General features: G+C 61.6%; 22 protein-coding genes. 2 read left to right on the forward strand and 20 right to left on the reverse strand.

Annotated features, from left to right (window positions below):
• Positions 1 to 65: 65 nt before the first annotated feature.
• Positions 66 to 1,103, reverse strand: coding sequence for a phosphoribosylformylglycinamidine cyclo-ligase (gene purM / locus SynWH8101_RS02525; protein ID WP_130130308.1), 1,038 nt, complete (start codon positions 1,101 to 1,103; stop codon positions 66 to 68).
• A gap of 355 nt (positions 1,104 to 1,458) precedes the next feature.
• On the opposite strand from purM, the gene SynWH8101_RS02530 reads away from it, so the two are divergent.
• Both SynWH8101_RS02530 and SynWH8101_RS02535 read left to right on the forward strand, forming a co-directional pair.
• Complete coding sequence (locus SynWH8101_RS02530) at positions 1,459 to 1,998, forward strand: septal ring lytic transglycosylase RlpA family protein (RefSeq protein ID WP_130128435.1); 540 nt, start codon at positions 1,459 to 1,461, stop codon at positions 1,996 to 1,998.
• A gap of 44 nt (positions 1,999 to 2,042) precedes the next feature.
• Positions 2,043 to 3,545, forward strand: coding sequence for a bifunctional pantoate--beta-alanine ligase/(d)CMP kinase (locus tag SynWH8101_RS02535; protein ID WP_254428018.1), 1,503 nt, complete (start codon positions 2,043 to 2,045; stop codon positions 3,543 to 3,545).
• Here the strand turns inward: SynWH8101_RS02535 and SynWH8101_RS02540 are convergent.
• The 19 genes from SynWH8101_RS02540 to cpcA (SynWH8101_RS02630) form a co-directional block, all read right to left on the reverse strand.
• The gene (locus tag SynWH8101_RS02540) at positions 3,529 to 4,026 is read right to left on the reverse strand and encodes a low molecular weight protein-tyrosine-phosphatase (RefSeq protein ID WP_130128437.1); all 498 of its coding nucleotides are present in this window, start codon (positions 4,024 to 4,026) and stop codon (positions 3,529 to 3,531) included. The two genes, SynWH8101_RS02535 and SynWH8101_RS02540, sit on opposite strands and share 17 nt — an antisense overlap.
• On the reverse strand, positions 4,023 to 4,745 hold the full coding sequence (locus SynWH8101_RS02545) for a HEAT repeat domain-containing protein (protein WP_254428019.1): 723 nt from the start codon (positions 4,743 to 4,745) through the stop codon (positions 4,023 to 4,025). The genes SynWH8101_RS02540 and SynWH8101_RS02545 overlap by 4 nt, the downstream gene beginning before the upstream one ends.
• The gene (locus SynWH8101_RS02550; protein WP_130128439.1) at positions 4,742 to 5,599 is read right to left on the reverse strand and encodes a HEAT repeat domain-containing protein; all 858 of its coding nucleotides are present in this window, start codon (positions 5,597 to 5,599) and stop codon (positions 4,742 to 4,744) included. The genes SynWH8101_RS02545 and SynWH8101_RS02550 overlap by 4 nt, the downstream gene beginning before the upstream one ends.
• A gap of 125 nt (positions 5,600 to 5,724) precedes the next feature.
• Positions 5,725 to 6,213: a phycocyanin subunit alpha gene (gene cpcA, locus SynWH8101_RS02555; protein WP_007100568.1), complete on the reverse strand. Its 489-nt coding sequence runs from the start codon at positions 6,211 to 6,213 to the stop codon at positions 5,725 to 5,727.
• Between the two features lie 88 nt (positions 6,214 to 6,301).
• On the reverse strand, positions 6,302 to 6,820 hold the full coding sequence (locus SynWH8101_RS02560) for a phycocyanin subunit beta (RefSeq protein ID WP_007100570.1): 519 nt from the start codon (positions 6,818 to 6,820) through the stop codon (positions 6,302 to 6,304).
• A 263-nt stretch (positions 6,821 to 7,083) separates the two neighbouring features.
• On the reverse strand, positions 7,084 to 7,935 hold the full coding sequence (locus tag SynWH8101_RS02565) for a phycobilisome rod-core linker polypeptide (protein ID WP_130128440.1): 852 nt from the start codon (positions 7,933 to 7,935) through the stop codon (positions 7,084 to 7,086).
• 226 nt (positions 7,936 to 8,161) lie between these two features.
• Entirely contained in the window at positions 8,162 to 8,650 is a 489-nt protein-coding gene (gene cpcA / locus SynWH8101_RS02570) for a phycocyanin subunit alpha (protein WP_007100568.1), read from the reverse strand.
• An 88-nt stretch (positions 8,651 to 8,738) separates the two neighbouring features.
• Complete coding sequence (locus SynWH8101_RS02575) at positions 8,739 to 9,257, reverse strand: phycocyanin subunit beta (RefSeq protein WP_007100570.1); 519 nt, start codon at positions 9,255 to 9,257, stop codon at positions 8,739 to 8,741.
• Positions 9,258 to 9,520: 263 nt separating this feature from the next.
• Positions 9,521 to 10,372, reverse strand: coding sequence for a phycobilisome rod-core linker polypeptide (locus SynWH8101_RS02580; protein ID WP_130128440.1), 852 nt, complete (start codon positions 10,370 to 10,372; stop codon positions 9,521 to 9,523).
• Between the two features lie 226 nt (positions 10,373 to 10,598).
• A complete protein-coding gene (cpcA, locus tag SynWH8101_RS02585) occupies positions 10,599 to 11,087 on the reverse strand; it encodes a phycocyanin subunit alpha (protein ID WP_007100568.1) in 489 nt (162 codons plus the stop codon).
• An 88-nt stretch (positions 11,088 to 11,175) separates the two neighbouring features.
• The gene (locus SynWH8101_RS02590; RefSeq protein ID WP_007100570.1) at positions 11,176 to 11,694 is read right to left on the reverse strand and encodes a phycocyanin subunit beta; all 519 of its coding nucleotides are present in this window, start codon (positions 11,692 to 11,694) and stop codon (positions 11,176 to 11,178) included.
• Between the two features lie 263 nt (positions 11,695 to 11,957).
• Positions 11,958 to 12,809, reverse strand: a complete 852-nt coding sequence (locus tag SynWH8101_RS02595; RefSeq protein WP_130128440.1) for a phycobilisome rod-core linker polypeptide — start codon at positions 12,807 to 12,809, stop codon at positions 11,958 to 11,960.
• Between the two features lie 226 nt (positions 12,810 to 13,035).
• Positions 13,036 to 13,524, reverse strand: a complete 489-nt coding sequence (gene cpcA, locus SynWH8101_RS02600; protein WP_007100568.1) for a phycocyanin subunit alpha — start codon at positions 13,522 to 13,524, stop codon at positions 13,036 to 13,038.
• Positions 13,525 to 13,612: 88 nt separating this feature from the next.
• Positions 13,613 to 14,131, reverse strand: a complete 519-nt coding sequence (locus tag SynWH8101_RS02605) for a phycocyanin subunit beta (RefSeq protein ID WP_007100570.1) — start codon at positions 14,129 to 14,131, stop codon at positions 13,613 to 13,615.
• Positions 14,132 to 14,394: 263 nt separating this feature from the next.
• Positions 14,395 to 15,246 (reverse strand): phycobilisome rod-core linker polypeptide, encoded by an 852-nt coding sequence (locus tag SynWH8101_RS02610; RefSeq protein ID WP_130128440.1) that lies wholly within the window; start codon positions 15,244 to 15,246, stop codon positions 14,395 to 14,397.
• Between the two features lie 226 nt (positions 15,247 to 15,472).
• Positions 15,473 to 15,961, reverse strand: coding sequence for a phycocyanin subunit alpha (gene cpcA, locus SynWH8101_RS02615; protein WP_007100568.1), 489 nt, complete (start codon positions 15,959 to 15,961; stop codon positions 15,473 to 15,475).
• Between the two features lie 88 nt (positions 15,962 to 16,049).
• On the reverse strand, positions 16,050 to 16,568 hold the full coding sequence (locus tag SynWH8101_RS02620) for a phycocyanin subunit beta (protein ID WP_007100570.1): 519 nt from the start codon (positions 16,566 to 16,568) through the stop codon (positions 16,050 to 16,052).
• A 263-nt stretch (positions 16,569 to 16,831) separates the two neighbouring features.
• Entirely contained in the window at positions 16,832 to 17,683 is an 852-nt protein-coding gene (locus tag SynWH8101_RS02625; protein WP_130128440.1) for a phycobilisome rod-core linker polypeptide, read from the reverse strand.
• A gap of 226 nt (positions 17,684 to 17,909) precedes the next feature.
• Complete coding sequence (gene cpcA, locus SynWH8101_RS02630) at positions 17,910 to 18,398, reverse strand: phycocyanin subunit alpha (RefSeq protein ID WP_007100568.1); 489 nt, start codon at positions 18,396 to 18,398, stop codon at positions 17,910 to 17,912.
• Positions 18,399 to 18,471 lie beyond the last annotated feature (73 nt).

Consider the following 18,471-nt stretch of genomic DNA (forward strand, 5'->3'; position numbering starts at 1 on the left):
CGCAAGGGTAGGGATCTCAGGACTGGGTGTGTCCTGGATTACGGAGGATGTTGAAGTCTGACGCATTACGCCGGGAGTCCCAGCACCGGTTCCTTGGCTTGGGGGGCGGCCGGCACGATCTCGCCGATCAGCCAGGCGGGCAGTCCCTGCTGCTCGCTGATGGCGATGGCCCGTTCGGCATCGGCTTCAGGAAGGACCACGCAATAGCCAATGCCCAGGTTGAAGGTGTGCCAGAGGTCCCGCTCCGGGATTGCTCCGTGCTCCTGCAGCCACTGGAACAGATCGGGCCGAGGCCAGCTGGTTGGAATCACCTTGGCCTGGCACCCGGCGGGCAGGCCCCTGGGCAGGTTTTCGGGGAGTCCGCCGCCAGTGATGTGGGCCATGCCGTGGATGGTCACGCCTTCCCGCAGCAGGTTGCTCACCAGTTCGCCATACAGAGTGGTGGGGGTGAGCAGCGCTTCGATTAAGGGGCGGTTTTCGGCTCCGAAGCGGGTCGAGGCATCGGCACCACTGTTCTGGAGCACCCGGCGCACCAGGCTGAAGCCGTTGCTGTGCACACCACTGCTGGCGATGCCCACGATCCTGTCGCCGACGGCGACAGTGCGGCCGTCGATCATGGCGTCTTCTTCCACCACGGCCACGCAGAAGCCAGCGAGGTCGTAGCGGCCGGCGGGATAGAACCCCGGCATTTCGGCGGTTTCACCTCCCAGAAGGGCGCAGCCGCTGCGGCGGCAGCCCTCGGCGATTCCCTCCACCACCGTGGCCATGCAGTCGGGACTGAGGGCGCCGGTGGCCATGTAATCGAGAAAGAAGAGTGGTGCGGCTCCACAGGTGATCACGTCGTTGACGCACATCGCCACCAAATCGATGCCCACGTTGTGATGGCCTGCATGGTCCTGCGCCAGCTCCAGCTTGGTGCCGACCCCATCTGTGCCAGACACCAGCAGAGGGCGACGCATCCCGGCCGGTAGCCGGATCACCCCCCCGAAACCACCGAGGCCGCCGATCACCTCCGGCCGAAAGGTGGCTTCCACGCTGGATCGAATCCTGTCAACGAAGGCCCGTCCGGCCTCGACATCCACACCAGCGCTTTTGTAGTCCATCGATTCGTTTGCGGGCGCCGGGCCCACGGGAGTTGCTTCTGATCCTCTCGCTTCATCGCGCACGCCAACTCGCTGGATCCAGTCAGCCCATCGTCCACTTCAATGATCAGCCAGGCTTGTGCGTTTCATAAGCCCAGCTCATTTATATGGCGCTCTGGTGGCGTCGCAATCCCCTGTCGCAGCTGGTCATCTGGTCGATCGGCTCTTCAGATCAGGCCCGGGGCTTGGCTTGGGCTTCGGGGTGCGGCGCTGTGGGGAAGCTCCTTACCGTCAGCTCGACCTTTGAGTGCTCAGGTTGTCGCCGCGGAAACCTTCGCGGACTGCGTCGTTCCCAAACAGGCGTCAACCGATTGGCATGCGTTCACCGTTTATCCCCCTTGTTGTTGCAGGCCTCACCACCGCCGGAGCAGTGGTGTTGCCAGTGTTGGCACGCGAGCTCGAGCCTGAGTCGGTGCGTGAGTCTGTGGATCTGGCGCTGAATTCGGCCATCGAGGCTGAGACGCTGCCCGCAGAGTCACTGCCTTCCGAATCACTGCCTGAGGCTGAACCAGTTCCCGCTCCGGTCAAGGCCGAGCCTCCCAAGCCCCCAGCTCCTGCGGTGGTGTCCGTGAGCACCGGACAGGCCAGTTGGTATGGCCCTGGCTTTTTCGGAAACCGCACCGCCAGTGGGGAAGTCCTGCGCCCTGGCACTCTTACCGCTGCGCACCGCACCTTGCCCTTTGGCACCAAGGTTCGCGTCACCAATCTGTGGAACGGTCGTTCGGCTGTGGTGCGAATCAACGATCGTGGCCCGTTTCACGGTGCACGGGTGATCGACCTGGCCCATGGCGCCGCCAATCAGCTCGGACTGGTGGCTAGTGGTGTCGCCAAGGTCAAACTCGAGGTGCTCCGCTGAGCCTTTCCGTTCTCCGAACGCTGGCGGAGCTGACCTCCTGGCGATTGGCAACTGATCGCACCGTGCATTTCGTGCCCACGATGGGGGCACTCCATCAGGGTCACGCTCATTTGATTGAACGGGCTGGCCAGTTTGGATCTGGCCCGGTGGATGTGCTGGTCAGCGTGTACGTAAACCCGCTCCAGTTCGGCCCAGGCGAAGACTTCGCTGACTACCCACGCGATGTCGAGGCGGATGTGCGCCTAGCGGTCTCCGCTGGGGCCGCAGCGGTGTGGTGTCCCGATGACCGACAGATTTACCCGGGGGGTGTGGCAGAGGCTTTCGGGGTTCAGGTGCCTGCGTCCCTCCAGGCCCATCTCTGTGGGCCGGGCCGTCCTGGTCATTTCGATGGCGTCGCCACCGTGGTCTGCCGACTGCTGGCCTTGTGCCGGCCACAGGGGCTCGTGCTCGGTGAAAAGGACTGGCAACAGCTGATGATCCTGCGCCAGCTCGTGAAGAGTCTCGGCCTGCCTGTTCGCATCTTCGGCTGTCCGACGCAGCGCGATGCCGATGGACTGGCCTGCAGTTCGCGCAATCGTTATCTCACTCCGCCGGAACGGGAACGGGCCACACGGCTTCCTTCACTGCTCAGCAGCGCTGCCCAGGGTGTGCGTGGGGAGCGGCAGGTGGTGGATCCTGGGGCGATCCGCACCGCGCTGGAAGCGGCGGATCTGACCGTCGAGTATGTAGAGATAGTGGATCCGATCCGCCTGCAGCCGACCCGATCGGATCAGCCCCTGCGTCTGCTGGCGGCGGCCGTGCGTTGCGGCCGAACCCGTTTGATTGATCACACCTTTCTGATGACCCGTTCGCCCATCGTTGCCATCGACGGCCCGGCAGGTGCCGGCAAGAGCACTGTGACCCGGGCCTTCGCCGAGCGTCTGGGTCTGCTGTACCTCGACACCGGCGCCATGTATCGGGCGGTGACCTGGTGGGTGCAATCCCAAGGGGTGAACCCAGGCGATGAGACGGCGGTGCGCCCTCTGCTTGAGGGGCTGGAGCTGGAACTGGATCCCCTGCAGCAGGGTGTGCAGCAGGTGCGGGTGAATGGTCGCGATGTCACCGAGGCCATCCGCGATCCGCAGGTCACCGCTTCGGTGTCTCTGGTGGCGGCCCATCCTTGTGTGCGCGCCCTGCTCACCAGGCAGCAACAGCGTCTGGGTGAGCGGGGGGGACTGGTGGCCGAAGGGCGCGACATCGGAACCGCGGTGTTCCCCGACGCCGAGCTGAAGGTGTTTCTCACCGCCTCGCCGGAGGAGCGCGCCCGGCGCCGGGCTGCGGATCTGGAGGCGCGCGGCCATGCCGTGCCTGCGTTGGCTGAGCTGGAGGCCCAGATCCTTGAGCGGGATCGACTCGACAGCAGCCGCGCAGTGGCGCCGTTGGTGCAGGCCGAAGATGCCACCGAGCTGATCACCGATGGCATGAGCATCGACGACGTGATCGAAGCGCTGGTGGATCTGTTCCGCTTCCGGGTGGCTGAGGAGGTCTGGCCTACGCCCGTGGGCTGAGCTCCTCTAGCAGACCCTCACAGGCATCCTCGAGCAGATCGAGCACGTCCTCGAAACCGTCTTCACCGCCGTAGTAAGGATCCGGCACCTCGCTTAACTGATGACGACGGGCATAACTGAGCATGGGCCGCACCTGGGCTGTGGCCCGTTCGCCCGCTTCCCGAGCCAGGTTCTGCACCGCCAACAGATTGTCGGCATCCATGGTGAGGATCAGATCAAACTGCTCCAGATCACCGAGATCCAGCTGCCTCGCCCGGCTGGGCAGGTCAATGCCGCGTCGCTTCGCAGCGGCTTGCATGCGTTGATCGGCCGGCCGGCCCACATGCCAGCCGCCGGTGCCGGCCGAATCCACCAGAAAGTGGTCGTCCAGATCACGTTGCTTCACGAGGTGGAGAAACACTCCTTCCGCCGCCGGTGAGCGACAGATGTTGCCAAGGCAAACGAACAGCAGGCGCTGCGGTGGCACGGGAGCGTTGGTCATGGTTGCGAAGGGAGTGGGGAGGACATGCTGGGGGAGGAAGGACTTGACGTGGTGGCGAGGCGTTGCAGCGCCAGCCGAGACCGTTGCCGCACGACGGCAATCTCTTCAGCCTCTGGCTCAGCCAGCCGTTGAAGCACAGCAGGAATTCTCTTCAGGCTTGACGCGGCTCGCTCCGGAACTGGGCCGTGCCGTCGTTCCAGGCCCACCACCACGGCATAACGCACCACCCATTCACCATCTTCGCTGCCTTCCTCAAGGCTTCGGATGCAGAGATTGAATTGATCTGCGGCCCGATCCGGTTCGGGATTCAGCACCAGATCGCCGAGGCCGCGGGCGGCGGCGCGACGCACGCTGGGGCCCACATCATGCAGCAGGGCATCCACCAGCACCTCCAGGCCGCGTTCATCAGCCAAACCCGCCAGGGCTCGCACCGCCCAGGCGCGCGCGCCGTAGTTCCGCGCATCCAGGTTGTTGAGAATCGTGGGCACCGCATCGGGGCCGATGGCGACCAGTCCGTCCACGGCGGCCAGGGCGGCTCCGGGGTTGTTGAAGGCCAGCACCTGCATGAGTGATTCGGCGGCCCCGGGGTGCTGCAAAGCGGCCAGTCGCCGCGTGGCCACGATCAGCCCTTCGCTGCTGCTGGCTTGCTCCAGATCAGCGATGGCGGTATCGAGAGACGGTGATGGGGGGCGCATCACGGGGGAGGGGTCCAGCGTCACAGCAGAGCGTCCATGGCATCCAGCAGGGCGATGTCCGCAGCGGGTGTGGGGGGCTCCCCCATGGGGCTGCGGGGGTGTTCGGCCAGCCCTCTCAGGGCAATCAGCTTGAGGCTGTTTTCGGCCAGCGTCGCCTCGATCGCCGGCAGCGCTGGACGCCAGCCGACGGCGCCCAGGTCCATCAGGGCGGCGCGGCGCACCTGAAGCTGGGGATGGCGCAGCAGGTCGATCAGGGGCTGGGCCCAGTGGGGATCGTCGCTGAGCTGCAGCAGAGCGCGGCAGGCGGCGCTGCGGATGAGGGGGCGTTCATGGCTGGTGAATGGGGTCACCACGGCGAGCACCTCGGTGGTGTTGTCGCCGATCTCCCCCAGGGCCTCCAACAGGGCTTCGCAGGGTTCCTGCAGGCGGGGGGAGCCGGGAGCAGGAGCTCCGGCCACCGTCGGTCCGCTCGCCAGTCGTCGGCAGAGTGCCGGCACGGCCTCGCGTGCGCCGATCTCCCCCAGGGCGCGGGCGGCCACCTCCCGCAGGCCATGGTCCTCGTCGTCCAGGGTGGCGAGCAGATCGGCAATGGCCGCCTCTGCACGCAACAGACCGAGGGCGCGAGCGGCATTACGGGCCACGGCATTGGCTTCGACGCCGGAATCCAGTTGGCGTGGTTGGCGTTGTTGCAGGGCCTTGCAAAGAAGGGGGATGGCCTCAGGGTGCTGGCTGCGCATCCGTCCGAGCCACCAGGCGGCGTAATACTGCGCGGAGGAATCGTCGGTCTGCTTCAGCCTGGCGATCGCTTCGGCTTCATCGATCGGAGCACCTTCTGCGCTGGGGCCTCCATTGTTGGGGCCGGGGCCGGGCTCCCGCATGGGCCGGACTGCATCGACTGGGCTCGATCCTGCCAGAGGCGTTGATGATGGCGAGCTGGATGGAGTGGATGGCAACAAAAAAGCCCCCTCGTTGGAGGGGGCGATGAGAAGAAGCGAGAACGCGATCAGACGAGAGCGTTGATGGCGTAGTCGATGTAGTTGTTGGCGATGACGCCGGCGTCGCCGGAGACGCCGTGGTTGGCCTTGATGTAGTTGAGAGCTTCGACGTACCAGGAGGGGGAGAGTTCGAAAGCGCGGTTGATCTCGTCGAGACCGGCGATCAGGTACTCATCCATGGGGCCGGTGCCACCAGCCACGAGGCAGTAGGTGACCATGCGGAGGTAGTAGCCGATGTCACGGGCGCACTTCTCTTTGCCGCGAGCGTCAGCTGCGTAGTTGTTGCCCTGCATCTGGGTGGTGTAGGGGAACTTGTTGTACACAGCCTGAGCAGCGCCGTTCACGAGGGAATCAGCGTTGGCGGTGAGGGCCTTGGCAGCAGCCAGAGCGTTGGCGGCACGCTCGAAACGACCGAAAGCAGCGTTGATTTCGGTGTTGGAGAGGAAGCGGCCCTGGGAATCAGCGGCGGCGACGGCTTCGGTGAGGGGGGTCTTCATTGTTGGAAAAGACGAAGGTGTTCTGATGAGAAATCACGGGGTGATGGGCCTTAAACGTCATCACCCAGGGTTGATCGGCGCAGCCGGATCAGGCGACAGCAGCGGCAGCGCGGTCGAAGTAGGTGCCGATTTCAGACATCAGAGCGGAGCAGTCACCAGCGGTGATGCCGTTCTTGTCGTTGGCGATAGCGATGGCCGCGTCCTTCATCTTGCGAACGCCTTCAGCCACGGAAGCGCCAGGAACGCCCAGGGCCAGGTAGGTCTCACGCAGGCCATTGAGGCAACGGTCTTCCAGCACGGAAGCGTCGCCGGTGAAGGCGGCGTAGGTGACGTAGCGGAGGATGATCTCCATGTCGCGCAGGCAGGCAGCCATGCGGCGGTGGGTGTAAGCGTTACCACCGGGGGCGATCAGGGCGGGCTGCTGAGCGAACAGTTCGCGAGCGGCGTTGGTGACGATGGACGAAGCGTTGGAGGTGATGCGGTTCACGGCATCCATACGCTTGTTGCTGTCAGCAACCATGGCAGCCAGAGCATCGATCTGGCCGGCGTTGATGAATTCGCCACGGGCGTCAGCCTGGGCAACAACCTTGGTGAAGGCGTCGAACATTGAGAAAGCTCCTGTTCTCGACGAGGGGTCGGGAGTGGTTGGGGGTGAGAGCCAAGACGTGAGGGCTTGGATGCTCGTGTCGACGCCATCGCAGTGAGAGCGAAGCGCTGACAGAGATAGTTTGCGTGCTCCTCTTTGGTCTGATGCGCAACCATTAACAAAGGGTCATCCGGTTTGTTCGGGTCTGCGGTGGACCACAAAAAGCCCCCCGTCCTGCCCTTCAGGGCGGGGGGCGTTGGCTGGTGACGGGAGCAGGACAGAGCTCAGGTCACGGGCGTCACACTGGCAACGCGACCACCCTGGCGATGGATCATCTGCTGGGTTTCCAGCAACTTGTTGAAGGGCACGAAGCGGACCGTGCTGCTGCGCTTGTGCAGGCGGTAGTTGTTCAGACCGGTGACTTCAATGCGATACATCTTCGCTTTCTGGCCGATTCCTTGCATCATCTGTGTGATGCCCTCGTTGGCCACCTGGGTGGGCTGGAAGGCGGCGCCGCTGGCCGCCGGACTCACCACCGGAACCGCGCGATTCTGGTGCAGGGCCTTGCCGAGTCGGAATTGGCGGCCGGCCGTGTCGCCCTTGACGGAGGCGGCAGCACCGCGTGCCAGTTGCATCAGCCAGGAGAACTGGCGCCCTTCCTGACCAGCGCTGTAGTTCCAGCCGTGCAGGTAGGGCACCACCTCTTCGCCGAAACGCTCCTGATATTCAGCGCTGTCGATGTAGGCATCGATTTCGGCATCAAAACCCTGCTCCTGCAGGATCGTGAAGTGGTGCAGCATCTCGGCCTTGTTCTGGGGTGCCCGGCCGAGCAGATGCTTGTGGTTCAGTTCGATGAAGTGATAGGGATTGCAGTTATTGAAGAACTTCTCGCGATACAGCCCGCTCTTGGCCAAGTTGCGCATCAGTTCGCGCACACTCAGATATCCGTTGCGAAACAAGGATTCAACGCCATCAAGGCGCTCACTGTCCATGATGTATTGGCCACCAAAGACTTGCTGATAAGCAGCGCGAAGCACCGCTTCTTTGTCGTTTGAAGATCCTGTGTTCCAGTTTTCACGATTGCGTTCAGCGCGGAAGCGCTCGATGCCCAGATAGGCCGCATTTTTCAGAGCCATGTGCTTGGGGATTGGTGGGAGTGGAGAGGTCATTGCGATCAGTGAAGCCGGCCCTCGGCTTGCGCTGTCGCAATCACGACAGTCTCAATCGATTGTTCGCTGACCTCTCAGAAACTCAGTACTTCGTTACCTGCCAGAGGCGTTGATGATGGCGAGCTGGATGGAGTGGATGGCAACAAAAAAGCCCCCTCGTTGGAGGGGGCGATGAGAAGAAGCGAGAACGCGATCAGACGAGAGCGTTGATGGCGTAGTCGATGTAGTTGTTGGCGATGACGCCGGCGTCGCCGGAGACGCCGTGGTTGGCCTTGATGTAGTTGAGAGCTTCGACGTACCAGGAGGGGGAGAGTTCGAAAGCGCGGTTGATCTCGTCGAGACCGGCGATCAGGTACTCATCCATGGGGCCGGTGCCACCAGCCACGAGGCAGTAGGTGACCATGCGGAGGTAGTAGCCGATGTCACGGGCGCACTTCTCTTTGCCGCGAGCGTCAGCTGCGTAGTTGTTGCCCTGCATCTGGGTGGTGTAGGGGAACTTGTTGTACACAGCCTGAGCAGCGCCGTTCACGAGGGAATCAGCGTTGGCGGTGAGGGCCTTGGCAGCAGCCAGAGCGTTGGCGGCACGCTCGAAACGACCGAAAGCAGCGTTGATTTCGGTGTTGGAGAGGAAGCGGCCCTGGGAATCAGCGGCGGCGACGGCTTCGGTGAGGGGGGTCTTCATTGTTGGAAAAGACGAAGGTGTTCTGATGAGAAATCACGGGGTGATGGGCCTTAAACGTCATCACCCAGGGTTGATCGGCGCAGCCGGATCAGGCGACAGCAGCGGCAGCGCGGTCGAAGTAGGTGCCGATTTCAGACATCAGAGCGGAGCAGTCACCAGCGGTGATGCCGTTCTTGTCGTTGGCGATAGCGATGGCCGCGTCCTTCATCTTGCGAACGCCTTCAGCGACGGAAGCGCCAGGAACGCCCAGGGCCAGGTAGGTCTCACGCAGGCCATTGAGGCAACGGTCTTCCAGCACGGAAGCGTCGCCGGTGAAGGCGGCGTAGGTGACGTAGCGGAGGATGATCTCCATGTCGCGCAGGCAGGCAGCCATGCGGCGGTGGGTGTAAGCGTTACCACCGGGGGCGATCAGGGCGGGCTGCTGAGCGAACAGTTCGCGAGCGGCGTTGGTGACGATGGACGAAGCGTTGGAGGTGATGCGGTTCACGGCATCCATACGCTTGTTGCTGTCAGCAACCATGGCAGCCAGAGCATCGATCTGGCCGGCGTTGATGAATTCGCCACGGGCGTCAGCCTGGGCAACAACCTTGGTGAAGGCGTCGAACATTGAGAAAGCTCCTGTTCTCGACGAGGGGTCGGGAGTGGTTGGGGGTGAGAGCCAAGACGTGAGGGCTTGGATGCTCGTGTCGACGCCATCGCAGTGAGAGCGAAGCGCTGACAGAGATAGTTTGCGTGCTCCTCTTTGGTCTGATGCGCAACCATTAACAAAGGGTCATCCGGTTTGTTCGGGTCTGCGGTGGACCACAAAAAGCCCCCCGTCCTGCCCTTCAGGGCGGGGGGCGTTGGCTGGTGACGGGAGCAGGACAGAGCTCAGGTCACGGGCGTCACACTGGCAACGCGACCACCCTGGCGATGGATCATCTGCTGGGTTTCCAGCAACTTGTTGAAGGGCACGAAGCGGACCGTGCTGCTGCGCTTGTGCAGGCGGTAGTTGTTCAGACCGGTGACTTCAATGCGATACATCTTCGCTTTCTGGCCGATTCCTTGCATCATCTGTGTGATGCCCTCGTTGGCCACCTGGGTGGGCTGGAAGGCGGCGCCGCTGGCCGCCGGACTCACCACCGGAACCGCGCGATTCTGGTGCAGGGCCTTGCCGAGTCGGAATTGGCGGCCGGCCGTGTCGCCCTTGACGGAGGCGGCAGCACCGCGTGCCAGTTGCATCAGCCAGGAGAACTGGCGCCCTTCCTGACCAGCGCTGTAGTTCCAGCCGTGCAGGTAGGGCACCACCTCTTCGCCGAAACGCTCCTGATATTCAGCGCTGTCGATGTAGGCATCGATTTCGGCATCAAAACCCTGCTCCTGCAGGATCGTGAAGTGGTGCAGCATCTCGGCCTTGTTCTGGGGTGCCCGGCCGAGCAGATGCTTGTGGTTCAGTTCGATGAAGTGATAGGGATTGCAGTTATTGAAGAACTTCTCGCGATACAGCCCGCTCTTGGCCAAGTTGCGCATCAGTTCGCGCACACTCAGATATCCGTTGCGAAACAAGGATTCAACGCCATCAAGGCGCTCACTGTCCATGATGTATTGGCCACCAAAGACTTGCTGATAAGCAGCGCGAAGCACCGCTTCTTTGTCGTTTGAAGATCCTGTGTTCCAGTTTTCACGATTGCGTTCAGCGCGGAAGCGCTCGATGCCCAGATAGGCCGCATTTTTCAGAGCCATGTGCTTGGGGATTGGTGGGAGTGGAGAGGTCATTGCGATCAGTGAAGCCGGCCCTCGGCTTGCGCTGTCGCAATCACGACAGTCTCAATCGATTGTTCGCTGACCTCTCAGAAACTCAGTACTTCGTTACCTGCCAGAGGCGTTGATGATGGCGAGCTGGATGGAGTGGATGGCAACAAAAAAGCCCCCTCGTTGGAGGGGGCGATGAGAAGAAGCGAGAACGCGATCAGACGAGAGCGTTGATGGCGTAGTCGATGTAGTTGTTGGCGATGACGCCGGCGTCGCCGGAGACGCCGTGGTTGGCCTTGATGTAGTTGAGAGCTTCGACGTACCAGGAGGGGGAGAGTTCGAAAGCGCGGTTGATCTCGTCGAGACCGGCGATCAGGTACTCATCCATGGGGCCGGTGCCACCAGCCACGAGGCAGTAGGTGACCATGCGGAGGTAGTAGCCGATGTCACGGGCGCACTTCTCTTTGCCGCGAGCGTCAGCTGCGTAGTTGTTGCCCTGCATCTGGGTGGTGTAGGGGAACTTGTTGTACACAGCCTGAGCAGCGCCGTTCACGAGGGAATCAGCGTTGGCGGTGAGGGCCTTGGCAGCAGCCAGAGCGTTGGCGGCACGCTCGAAACGACCGAAAGCAGCGTTGATTTCGGTGTTGGAGAGGAAGCGGCCCTGGGAATCAGCGGCGGCGACGGCTTCGGTGAGGGGGGTCTTCATTGTTGGAAAAGACGAAGGTGTTCTGATGAGAAATCACGGGGTGATGGGCCTTAAACGTCATCACCCAGGGTTGATCGGCGCAGCCGGATCAGGCGACAGCAGCGGCAGCGCGGTCGAAGTAGGTGCCGATTTCAGACATCAGAGCGGAGCAGTCACCAGCGGTGATGCCGTTCTTGTCGTTGGCGATAGCGATGGCCGCGTCCTTCATCTTGCGAACGCCTTCAGCCACGGAAGCGCCAGGAACGCCCAGGGCCAGGTAGGTCTCACGCAGGCCATTGAGGCAACGGTCTTCCAGCACGGAAGCGTCGCCGGTGAAGGCGGCGTAGGTGACGTAGCGGAGGATGATCTCCATGTCGCGCAGGCAGGCAGCCATGCGGCGGTGGGTGTAAGCGTTACCACCGGGGGCGATCAGGGCGGGCTGCTGAGCGAACAGTTCGCGAGCGGCGTTGGTGACGATGGACGAAGCGTTGGAGGTGATGCGGTTCACGGCATCCATACGCTTGTTGCTGTCAGCAACCATGGCAGCCAGAGCATCGATCTGGCCGGCGTTGATGAATTCGCCACGGGCGTCAGCCTGGGCAACAACCTTGGTGAAGGCGTCGAACATTGAGAAAGCTCCTGTTCTCGACGAGGGGTCGGGAGTGGTTGGGGGTGAGAGCCAAGACGTGAGGGCTTGGATGCTCGTGTCGACGCCATCGCAGTGAGAGCGAAGCGCTGACAGAGATAGTTTGCGTGCTCCTCTTTGGTCTGATGCGCAACCATTAACAAAGGGTCATCCGGTTTGTTCGGGTCTGCGGTGGACCACAAAAAGCCCCCCGTCCTGCCCTTCAGGGCGGGGGGCGTTGGCTGGTGACGGGAGCAGGACAGAGCTCAGGTCACGGGCGTCACACTGGCAACGCGACCACCCTGGCGATGGATCATCTGCTGGGTTTCCAGCAACTTGTTGAAGGGCACGAAGCGGACCGTGCTGCTGCGCTTGTGCAGGCGGTAGTTGTTCAGACCGGTGACTTCAATGCGATACATCTTCGCTTTCTGGCCGATTCCTTGCATCATCTGTGTGATGCCCTCGTTGGCCACCTGGGTGGGCTGGAAGGCGGCGCCGCTGGCCGCCGGACTCACCACCGGAACCGCGCGATTCTGGTGCAGGGCCTTGCCGAGTCGGAATTGGCGGCCGGCCGTGTCGCCCTTGACGGAGGCGGCAGCACCGCGTGCCAGTTGCATCAGCCAGGAGAACTGGCGCCCTTCCTGACCAGCGCTGTAGTTCCAGCCGTGCAGGTAGGGCACCACCTCTTCGCCGAAACGCTCCTGATATTCAGCGCTGTCGATGTAGGCATCGATTTCGGCATCAAAACCCTGCTCCTGCAGGATCGTGAAGTGGTGCAGCATCTCGGCCTTGTTCTGGGGTGCCCGGCCGAGCAGATGCTTGTGGTTCAGTTCGATGAAGTGATAGGGATTGCAGTTATTGAAGAACTTCTCGCGATACAGCCCGCTCTTGGCCAAGTTGCGCATCAGTTCGCGCACACTCAGATATCCGTTGCGAAACAAGGATTCAACGCCATCAAGGCGCTCACTGTCCATGATGTATTGGCCACCAAAGACTTGCTGATAAGCAGCGCGAAGCACCGCTTCTTTGTCGTTTGAAGATCCTGTGTTCCAGTTTTCACGATTGCGTTCAGCGCGGAAGCGCTCGATGCCCAGATAGGCCGCATTTTTCAGAGCCATGTGCTTGGGGATTGGTGGGAGTGGAGAGGTCATTGCGATCAGTGAAGCCGGCCCTCGGCTTGCGCTGTCGCAATCACGACAGTCTCAATCGATTGTTCGCTGACCTCTCAGAAACTCAGTACTTCGTTACCTGCCAGAGGCGTTGATGATGGCGAGCTGGATGGAGTGGATGGCAACAAAAAAGCCCCCTCGTTGGAGGGGGCGATGAGAAGAAGCGAGAACGCGATCAGACGAGAGCGTTGATGGCGTAGTCGATGTAGTTGTTGGCGATGACGCCGGCGTCGCCGGAGACGCCGTGGTTGGCCTTGATGTAGTTGAGAGCTTCGACGTACCAGGAGGGGGAGAGTTCGAAAGCGCGGTTGATCTCGTCGAGACCGGCGATCAGGTACTCATCCATGGGGCCGGTGCCACCAGCCACGAGGCAGTAGGTGACCATGCGGAGGTAGTAGCCGATGTCACGGGCGCACTTCTCTTTGCCGCGAGCGTCAGCTGCGTAGTTGTTGCCCTGCATCTGGGTGGTGTAGGGGAACTTGTTGTACACAGCCTGAGCAGCGCCGTTCACGAGGGAATCAGCGTTGGCGGTGAGGGCCTTGGCAGCAGCCAGAGCGTTGGCGGCACGCTCGAAACGACCGAAAGCAGCGTTGATTTCGGTGTTGGAGAGGAAGCGGCCCTGGGAATCAGCGGCGGCGACGGCTTCGGTGAGGGGGGTCTTCATTGTTGGAAAAGACGAAGGTGTTCTGATGAGAAATCACGGGGTGATGGGCCTTAAACGTCATCACCCAGGGTTGATCGGCGCAGCCGGATCAGGCGACAGCAGCGGCAGCGCGGTCGAAGTAGGTGCCGATTTCAGACATCAGAGCGGAGCAGTCACCAGCGGTGATGCCGTTCTTGTCGTTGGCGATAGCGATGGCCGCGTCCTTCATCTTGCGAACGCCTTCAGCGACGGAAGCGCCAGGAACGCCCAGGGCCAGGTAGGTCTCACGCAGGCCATTGAGGCAACGGTCTTCCAGCACGGAAGCGTCGCCGGTGAAGGCGGCGTAGGTGACGTAGCGGAGGATGATCTCCATGTCGCGCAGGCAGGCAGCCATGCGGCGGTGGGTGTAAGCGTTACCACCGGGGGCGATCAGGGCGGGCTGCTGAGCGAACAGTTCGCGAGCGGCGTTGGTGACGATGGACGAAGCGTTGGAGGTGATGCGGTTCACGGCATCCATACGCTTGTTGCTGTCAGCAACCATGGCAGCCAGAGCATCGATCTGGCCGGCGTTGATGAATTCGCCACGGGCGTCAGCCTGGGCAACAACCTTGGTGAAGGCGTCGAACATTGAGAAAGCTCCTGTTCTCGACGAGGGGTCGGGAGTGGTTGGGGGTGAGAGCCAAGACGTGAGGGCTTGGATGCTCGTGTCGACGCCATCGCAGTGAGAGCGAAGCGCTGACAGAGATAGTTTGCGTGCTCCTCTTTGGTCTGATGCGCAACCATTAACAAAGGGTCATCCGGTTTGTTCGGGTCTGCGGTGGACCACAAAAAGCCCCCCGTCCTGCCCTTCAGGGCGGGGGGCGTTGGCTGGTGACGGGAGCAGGACAGAGCTCAGGTCACGGGCGTCACACTGGCAACGCGACCACCCTGGCGATGGATCATCTGCTGGGTTTCCAGCAACTTGTTGAAGGGCACGAAGCGGACCGTGCTGCTGCGCTTGTGCAGGCGGTAGTTGTTCAGACCGGTGACTTCAATGCGATACATCTTCGCTTTCTGGCCGATTCCTTGCATCATCTGTGTGATGCCCTCGTTGGCCACCTGGGTGGGCTGGAAGGCGGCGCCGCTGGCCGCCGGACTCACCACCGGAACCGCGCGATTCTGGTGCAGGGCCTTGCCGAGTCGGAATTGGCGGCCGGCCGTGTCGCCCTTGACGGAGGCGGCAGCACCGCGTGCCAGTTGCATCAGCCAGGAGAACTGGCGCCCTTCCTGACCAGCGCTGTAGTTCCAGCCGTGCAGGTAGGGCACCACCTCTTCGCCGAAACGCTCCTGATATTCAGCGCTGTCGATGTAGGCATCGATTTCGGCATCAAAACCCTGCTCCTGCAGGATCGTGAAGTGGTGCAGCATCTCGGCCTTGTTCTGGGGTGCCCGGCCGAGCAGATGCTTGTGGTTCAGTTCGATGAAGTGATAGGGATTGCAGTTATTGAAGAACTTCTCGCGATACAGCCCGCTCTTGGCCAAGTTGCGCATCAGTTCGCGCACACTCAGATATCCGTTGCGAAACAAGGATTCAACGCCATCAAGGCGCTCACTGTCCATGATGTATTGGCCACCAAAGACTTGCTGATAAGCAGCGCGAAGCACCGCTTCTTTGTCGTTTGAAGATCCTGTGTTCCAGTTTTCACGATTGCGTTCAGCGCGGAAGCGCTCGATGCCCAGATAGGCCGCATTTTTCAGAGCCATGTGCTTGGGGATTGGTGGGAGTGGAGAGGTCATTGCGATCAGTGAAGCCGGCCCTCGGCTTGCGCTGTCGCAATCACGACAGTCTCAATCGATTGTTCGCTGACCTCTCAGAAACTCAGTACTTCGTTACCTGCCAGAGGCGTTGATGATGGCGAGCTGGATGGAGTGGATGGCAACAAAAAAGCCCCCTCGTTGGAGGGGGCGATGAGAAGAAGCGAGAACGCGATCAGACGAGAGCGTTGATGGCGTAGTCGATGTAGTTGTTGGCGATGACGCCGGCGTCGCCGGAGACGCCGTGGTTGGCCTTGATGTAGTTGAGAGCTTCGACGTACCAGGAGGGGGAGAGTTCGAAAGCGCGGTTGATCTCGTCGAGACCGGCGATCAGGTACTCATCCATGGGGCCGGTGCCACCAGCCACGAGGCAGTAGGTGACCATGCGGAGGTAGTAGCCGATGTCACGGGCGCACTTCTCTTTGCCGCGAGCGTCAGCTGCGTAGTTGTTGCCCTGCATCTGGGTGGTGTAGGGGAACTTGTTGTACACAGCCTGAGCAGCGCCGTTCACGAGGGAATCAGCGTTGGCGGTGAGGGCCTTGGCAGCAGCCAGAGCGTTGGCGGCACGCTCGAAACGACCGAAAGCAGCGTTGATTTCGGTGTTGGAGAGGAAGCGGCCCTGGGAATCAGCGGCGGCGACGGCTTCGGTGAGGGGGGTCTTCATTGTTGGAAAAGACGAAGGTGTTCTGATGAGAAATCACGGGGTGATGGGCCTTAAACGTCATCACCCAGGGTTGATCGGCGCAGCCGGATCAGGCGACAGCAGCGGCAGCGCGGTCGAAGTAGGTGCCGATTTCAGACATCAGAGCGGAGCAGTCACCAGCGGTGATGCCGTTCTTGTCGTTGGCGATAGCGATGGCCGCGTCCTTCATCTTGCGAACGCCTTCAGCCACGGAAGCGCCAGGAACGCCCAGGGCCAGGTAGGTCTCACGCAGGCCATTGAGGCAACGGTCTTCCAGCACGGAAGCGTCGCCGGTGAAGGCGGCGTAGGTGACGTAGCGGAGGATGATCTCCATGTCGCGCAGGCAGGCAGCCATGCGGCGGTGGGTGTAAGCGTTACCACCGGGGGCGATCAGGGCGGGCTGCTGAGCGAACAGTTCGCGAGCGGCGTTGGTGACGATGGACGAAGCGTTGGAGGTGATGCGGTTCACGGCATCCATACGCTTGTTGCTGTCAGCAACCATGGCAGCCAGAGCATCGATCTGGCCGGCGTTGATGAATTCGCCACGGGCGTCAGCCTGGGCAACAACCTTGGTGAAGGCGTCGAACATTGAGAAAGCTCCTGTTCTCGACGAGGGGTCGGGAGTGGTTGGGGGTGAGAGCCAAGACGTGAGGGCTTGGATGCTCGTGTCGACGCCATCGCAGTGAGAGCGAAGCGCTGACAGAGATAGTTTGCGTGCTCCTCTTTGGTCTGATGCGCAACCATTAACAAAGGGTCATCCGGTTTGTTCGGGTCTGCGGTGGACCACAAAAAGCCCCCCGTCCTGCCCTTCAGGGCGGGGGGCGTTGGCTGGTGACGGGAGCAGGACAGAGCTCAGGTCACGGGCGTCACACTGGCAACGCGACCACCCTGGCGATGGATCATCTGCTGGGTTTCCAGCAACTTGTTGAAGGGCACGAAGCGGACCGTGCTGCTGCGCTTGTGCAGGCGGTAGTTGTTCAGACCGGTGACTTCAATGCGATACATCTTCGCTTTCTGGCCGATTCCTTGCATCATCTGTGTGATGCCCTCGTTGGCCACCTGGGTGGGCTGGAAGGCGGCGCCGCTGGCCGCCGGACTCACCACCGGAACCGCGCGATTCTGGTGCAGGGCCTTGCCGAGTCGGAATTGGCGGCCGGCCGTGTCGCCCTTGACGGAGGCGGCAGCACCGCGTGCCAGTTGCATCAGCCAGGAGAACTGGCGCCCTTCCTGACCAGCGCTGTAGTTCCAGCCGTGCAGGTAGGGCACCACCTCTTCGCCGAAACGCTCCTGATATTCAGCGCTGTCGATGTAGGCATCGATTTCGGCATCAAAACCCTGCTCCTGCAGGATCGTGAAGTGGTGCAGCATCTCGGCCTTGTTCTGGGGTGCCCGGCCGAGCAGATGCTTGTGGTTCAGTTCGATGAAGTGATAGGGATTGCAGTTATTGAAGAACTTCTCGCGATACAGCCCGCTCTTGGCCAAGTTGCGCATCAGTTCGCGCACACTCAGATATCCGTTGCGAAACAAGGATTCAACGCCATCAAGGCGCTCACTGTCCATGATGTATTGGCCACCAAAGACTTGCTGATAAGCAGCGCGAAGCACCGCTTCTTTGTCGTTTGAAGATCCTGTGTTCCAGTTTTCACGATTGCGTTCAGCGCGGAAGCGCTCGATGCCCAGATAGGCCGCATTTTTCAGAGCCATGTGCTTGGGGATTGGTGGGAGTGGAGAGGTCATTGCGATCAGTGAAGCCGGCCCTCGGCTTGCGCTGTCGCAATCACGACAGTCTCAATCGATTGTTCGCTGACCTCTCAGAAACTCAGTACTTCGTTACCTGCCAGAGGCGTTGATGATGGCGAGCTGGATGGAGTGGATGGCAACAAAAAAGCCCCCTCGTTGGAGGGGGCGATGAGAAGAAGCGAGAACGCGATCAGACGAGAGCGTTGATGGCGTAGTCGATGTAGTTGTTGGCGATGACGCCGGCGTCGCCGGAGACGCCGTGGTTGGCCTTGATGTAGTTGAGAGCTTCGACGTACCAGGAGGGGGAGAGTTCGAAAGCGCGGTTGATCTCGTCGAGACCGGCGATCAGGTACTCATCCATGGGGCCGGTGCCACCAGCCACGAGGCAGTAGGTGACCATGCGGAGGTAGTAGCCGATGTCACGGGCGCACTTCTCTTTGCCGCGAGCGTCAGCTGCGTAGTTGTTGCCCTGCATCTGGGTGGTGTAGGGGAACTTGTTGTACACAGCCTGAGCAGCGCCGTTCACGAGGGAATCAGCGTTGGCGGTGAGGGCCTTGGCAGCAGCCAGAGCGTTGGCGGCACGCTCGAAACGACCGAAAGCAGCGTTGATTTCGGTGTTGGAGAGGAAGCGGCCCTGGGAATCAGCGGCGGCGACGGCTTCGGTGAGGGGGGTCTTCATTGTTGGAAAAGACGAAGGTGTTCTGATGAGAAATCACGGGGTGATGGGCCTTAAACGTCATCACCCAGGGTTG

Origin of the sequence: Synechococcus sp. WH 8101, from assembly GCF_004209775.1 — a bacterium.
In the GTDB taxonomy this organism is placed as follows: Bacteria; Cyanobacteriota; Cyanobacteriia; order PCC-6307; family Cyanobiaceae; genus Synechococcus_C.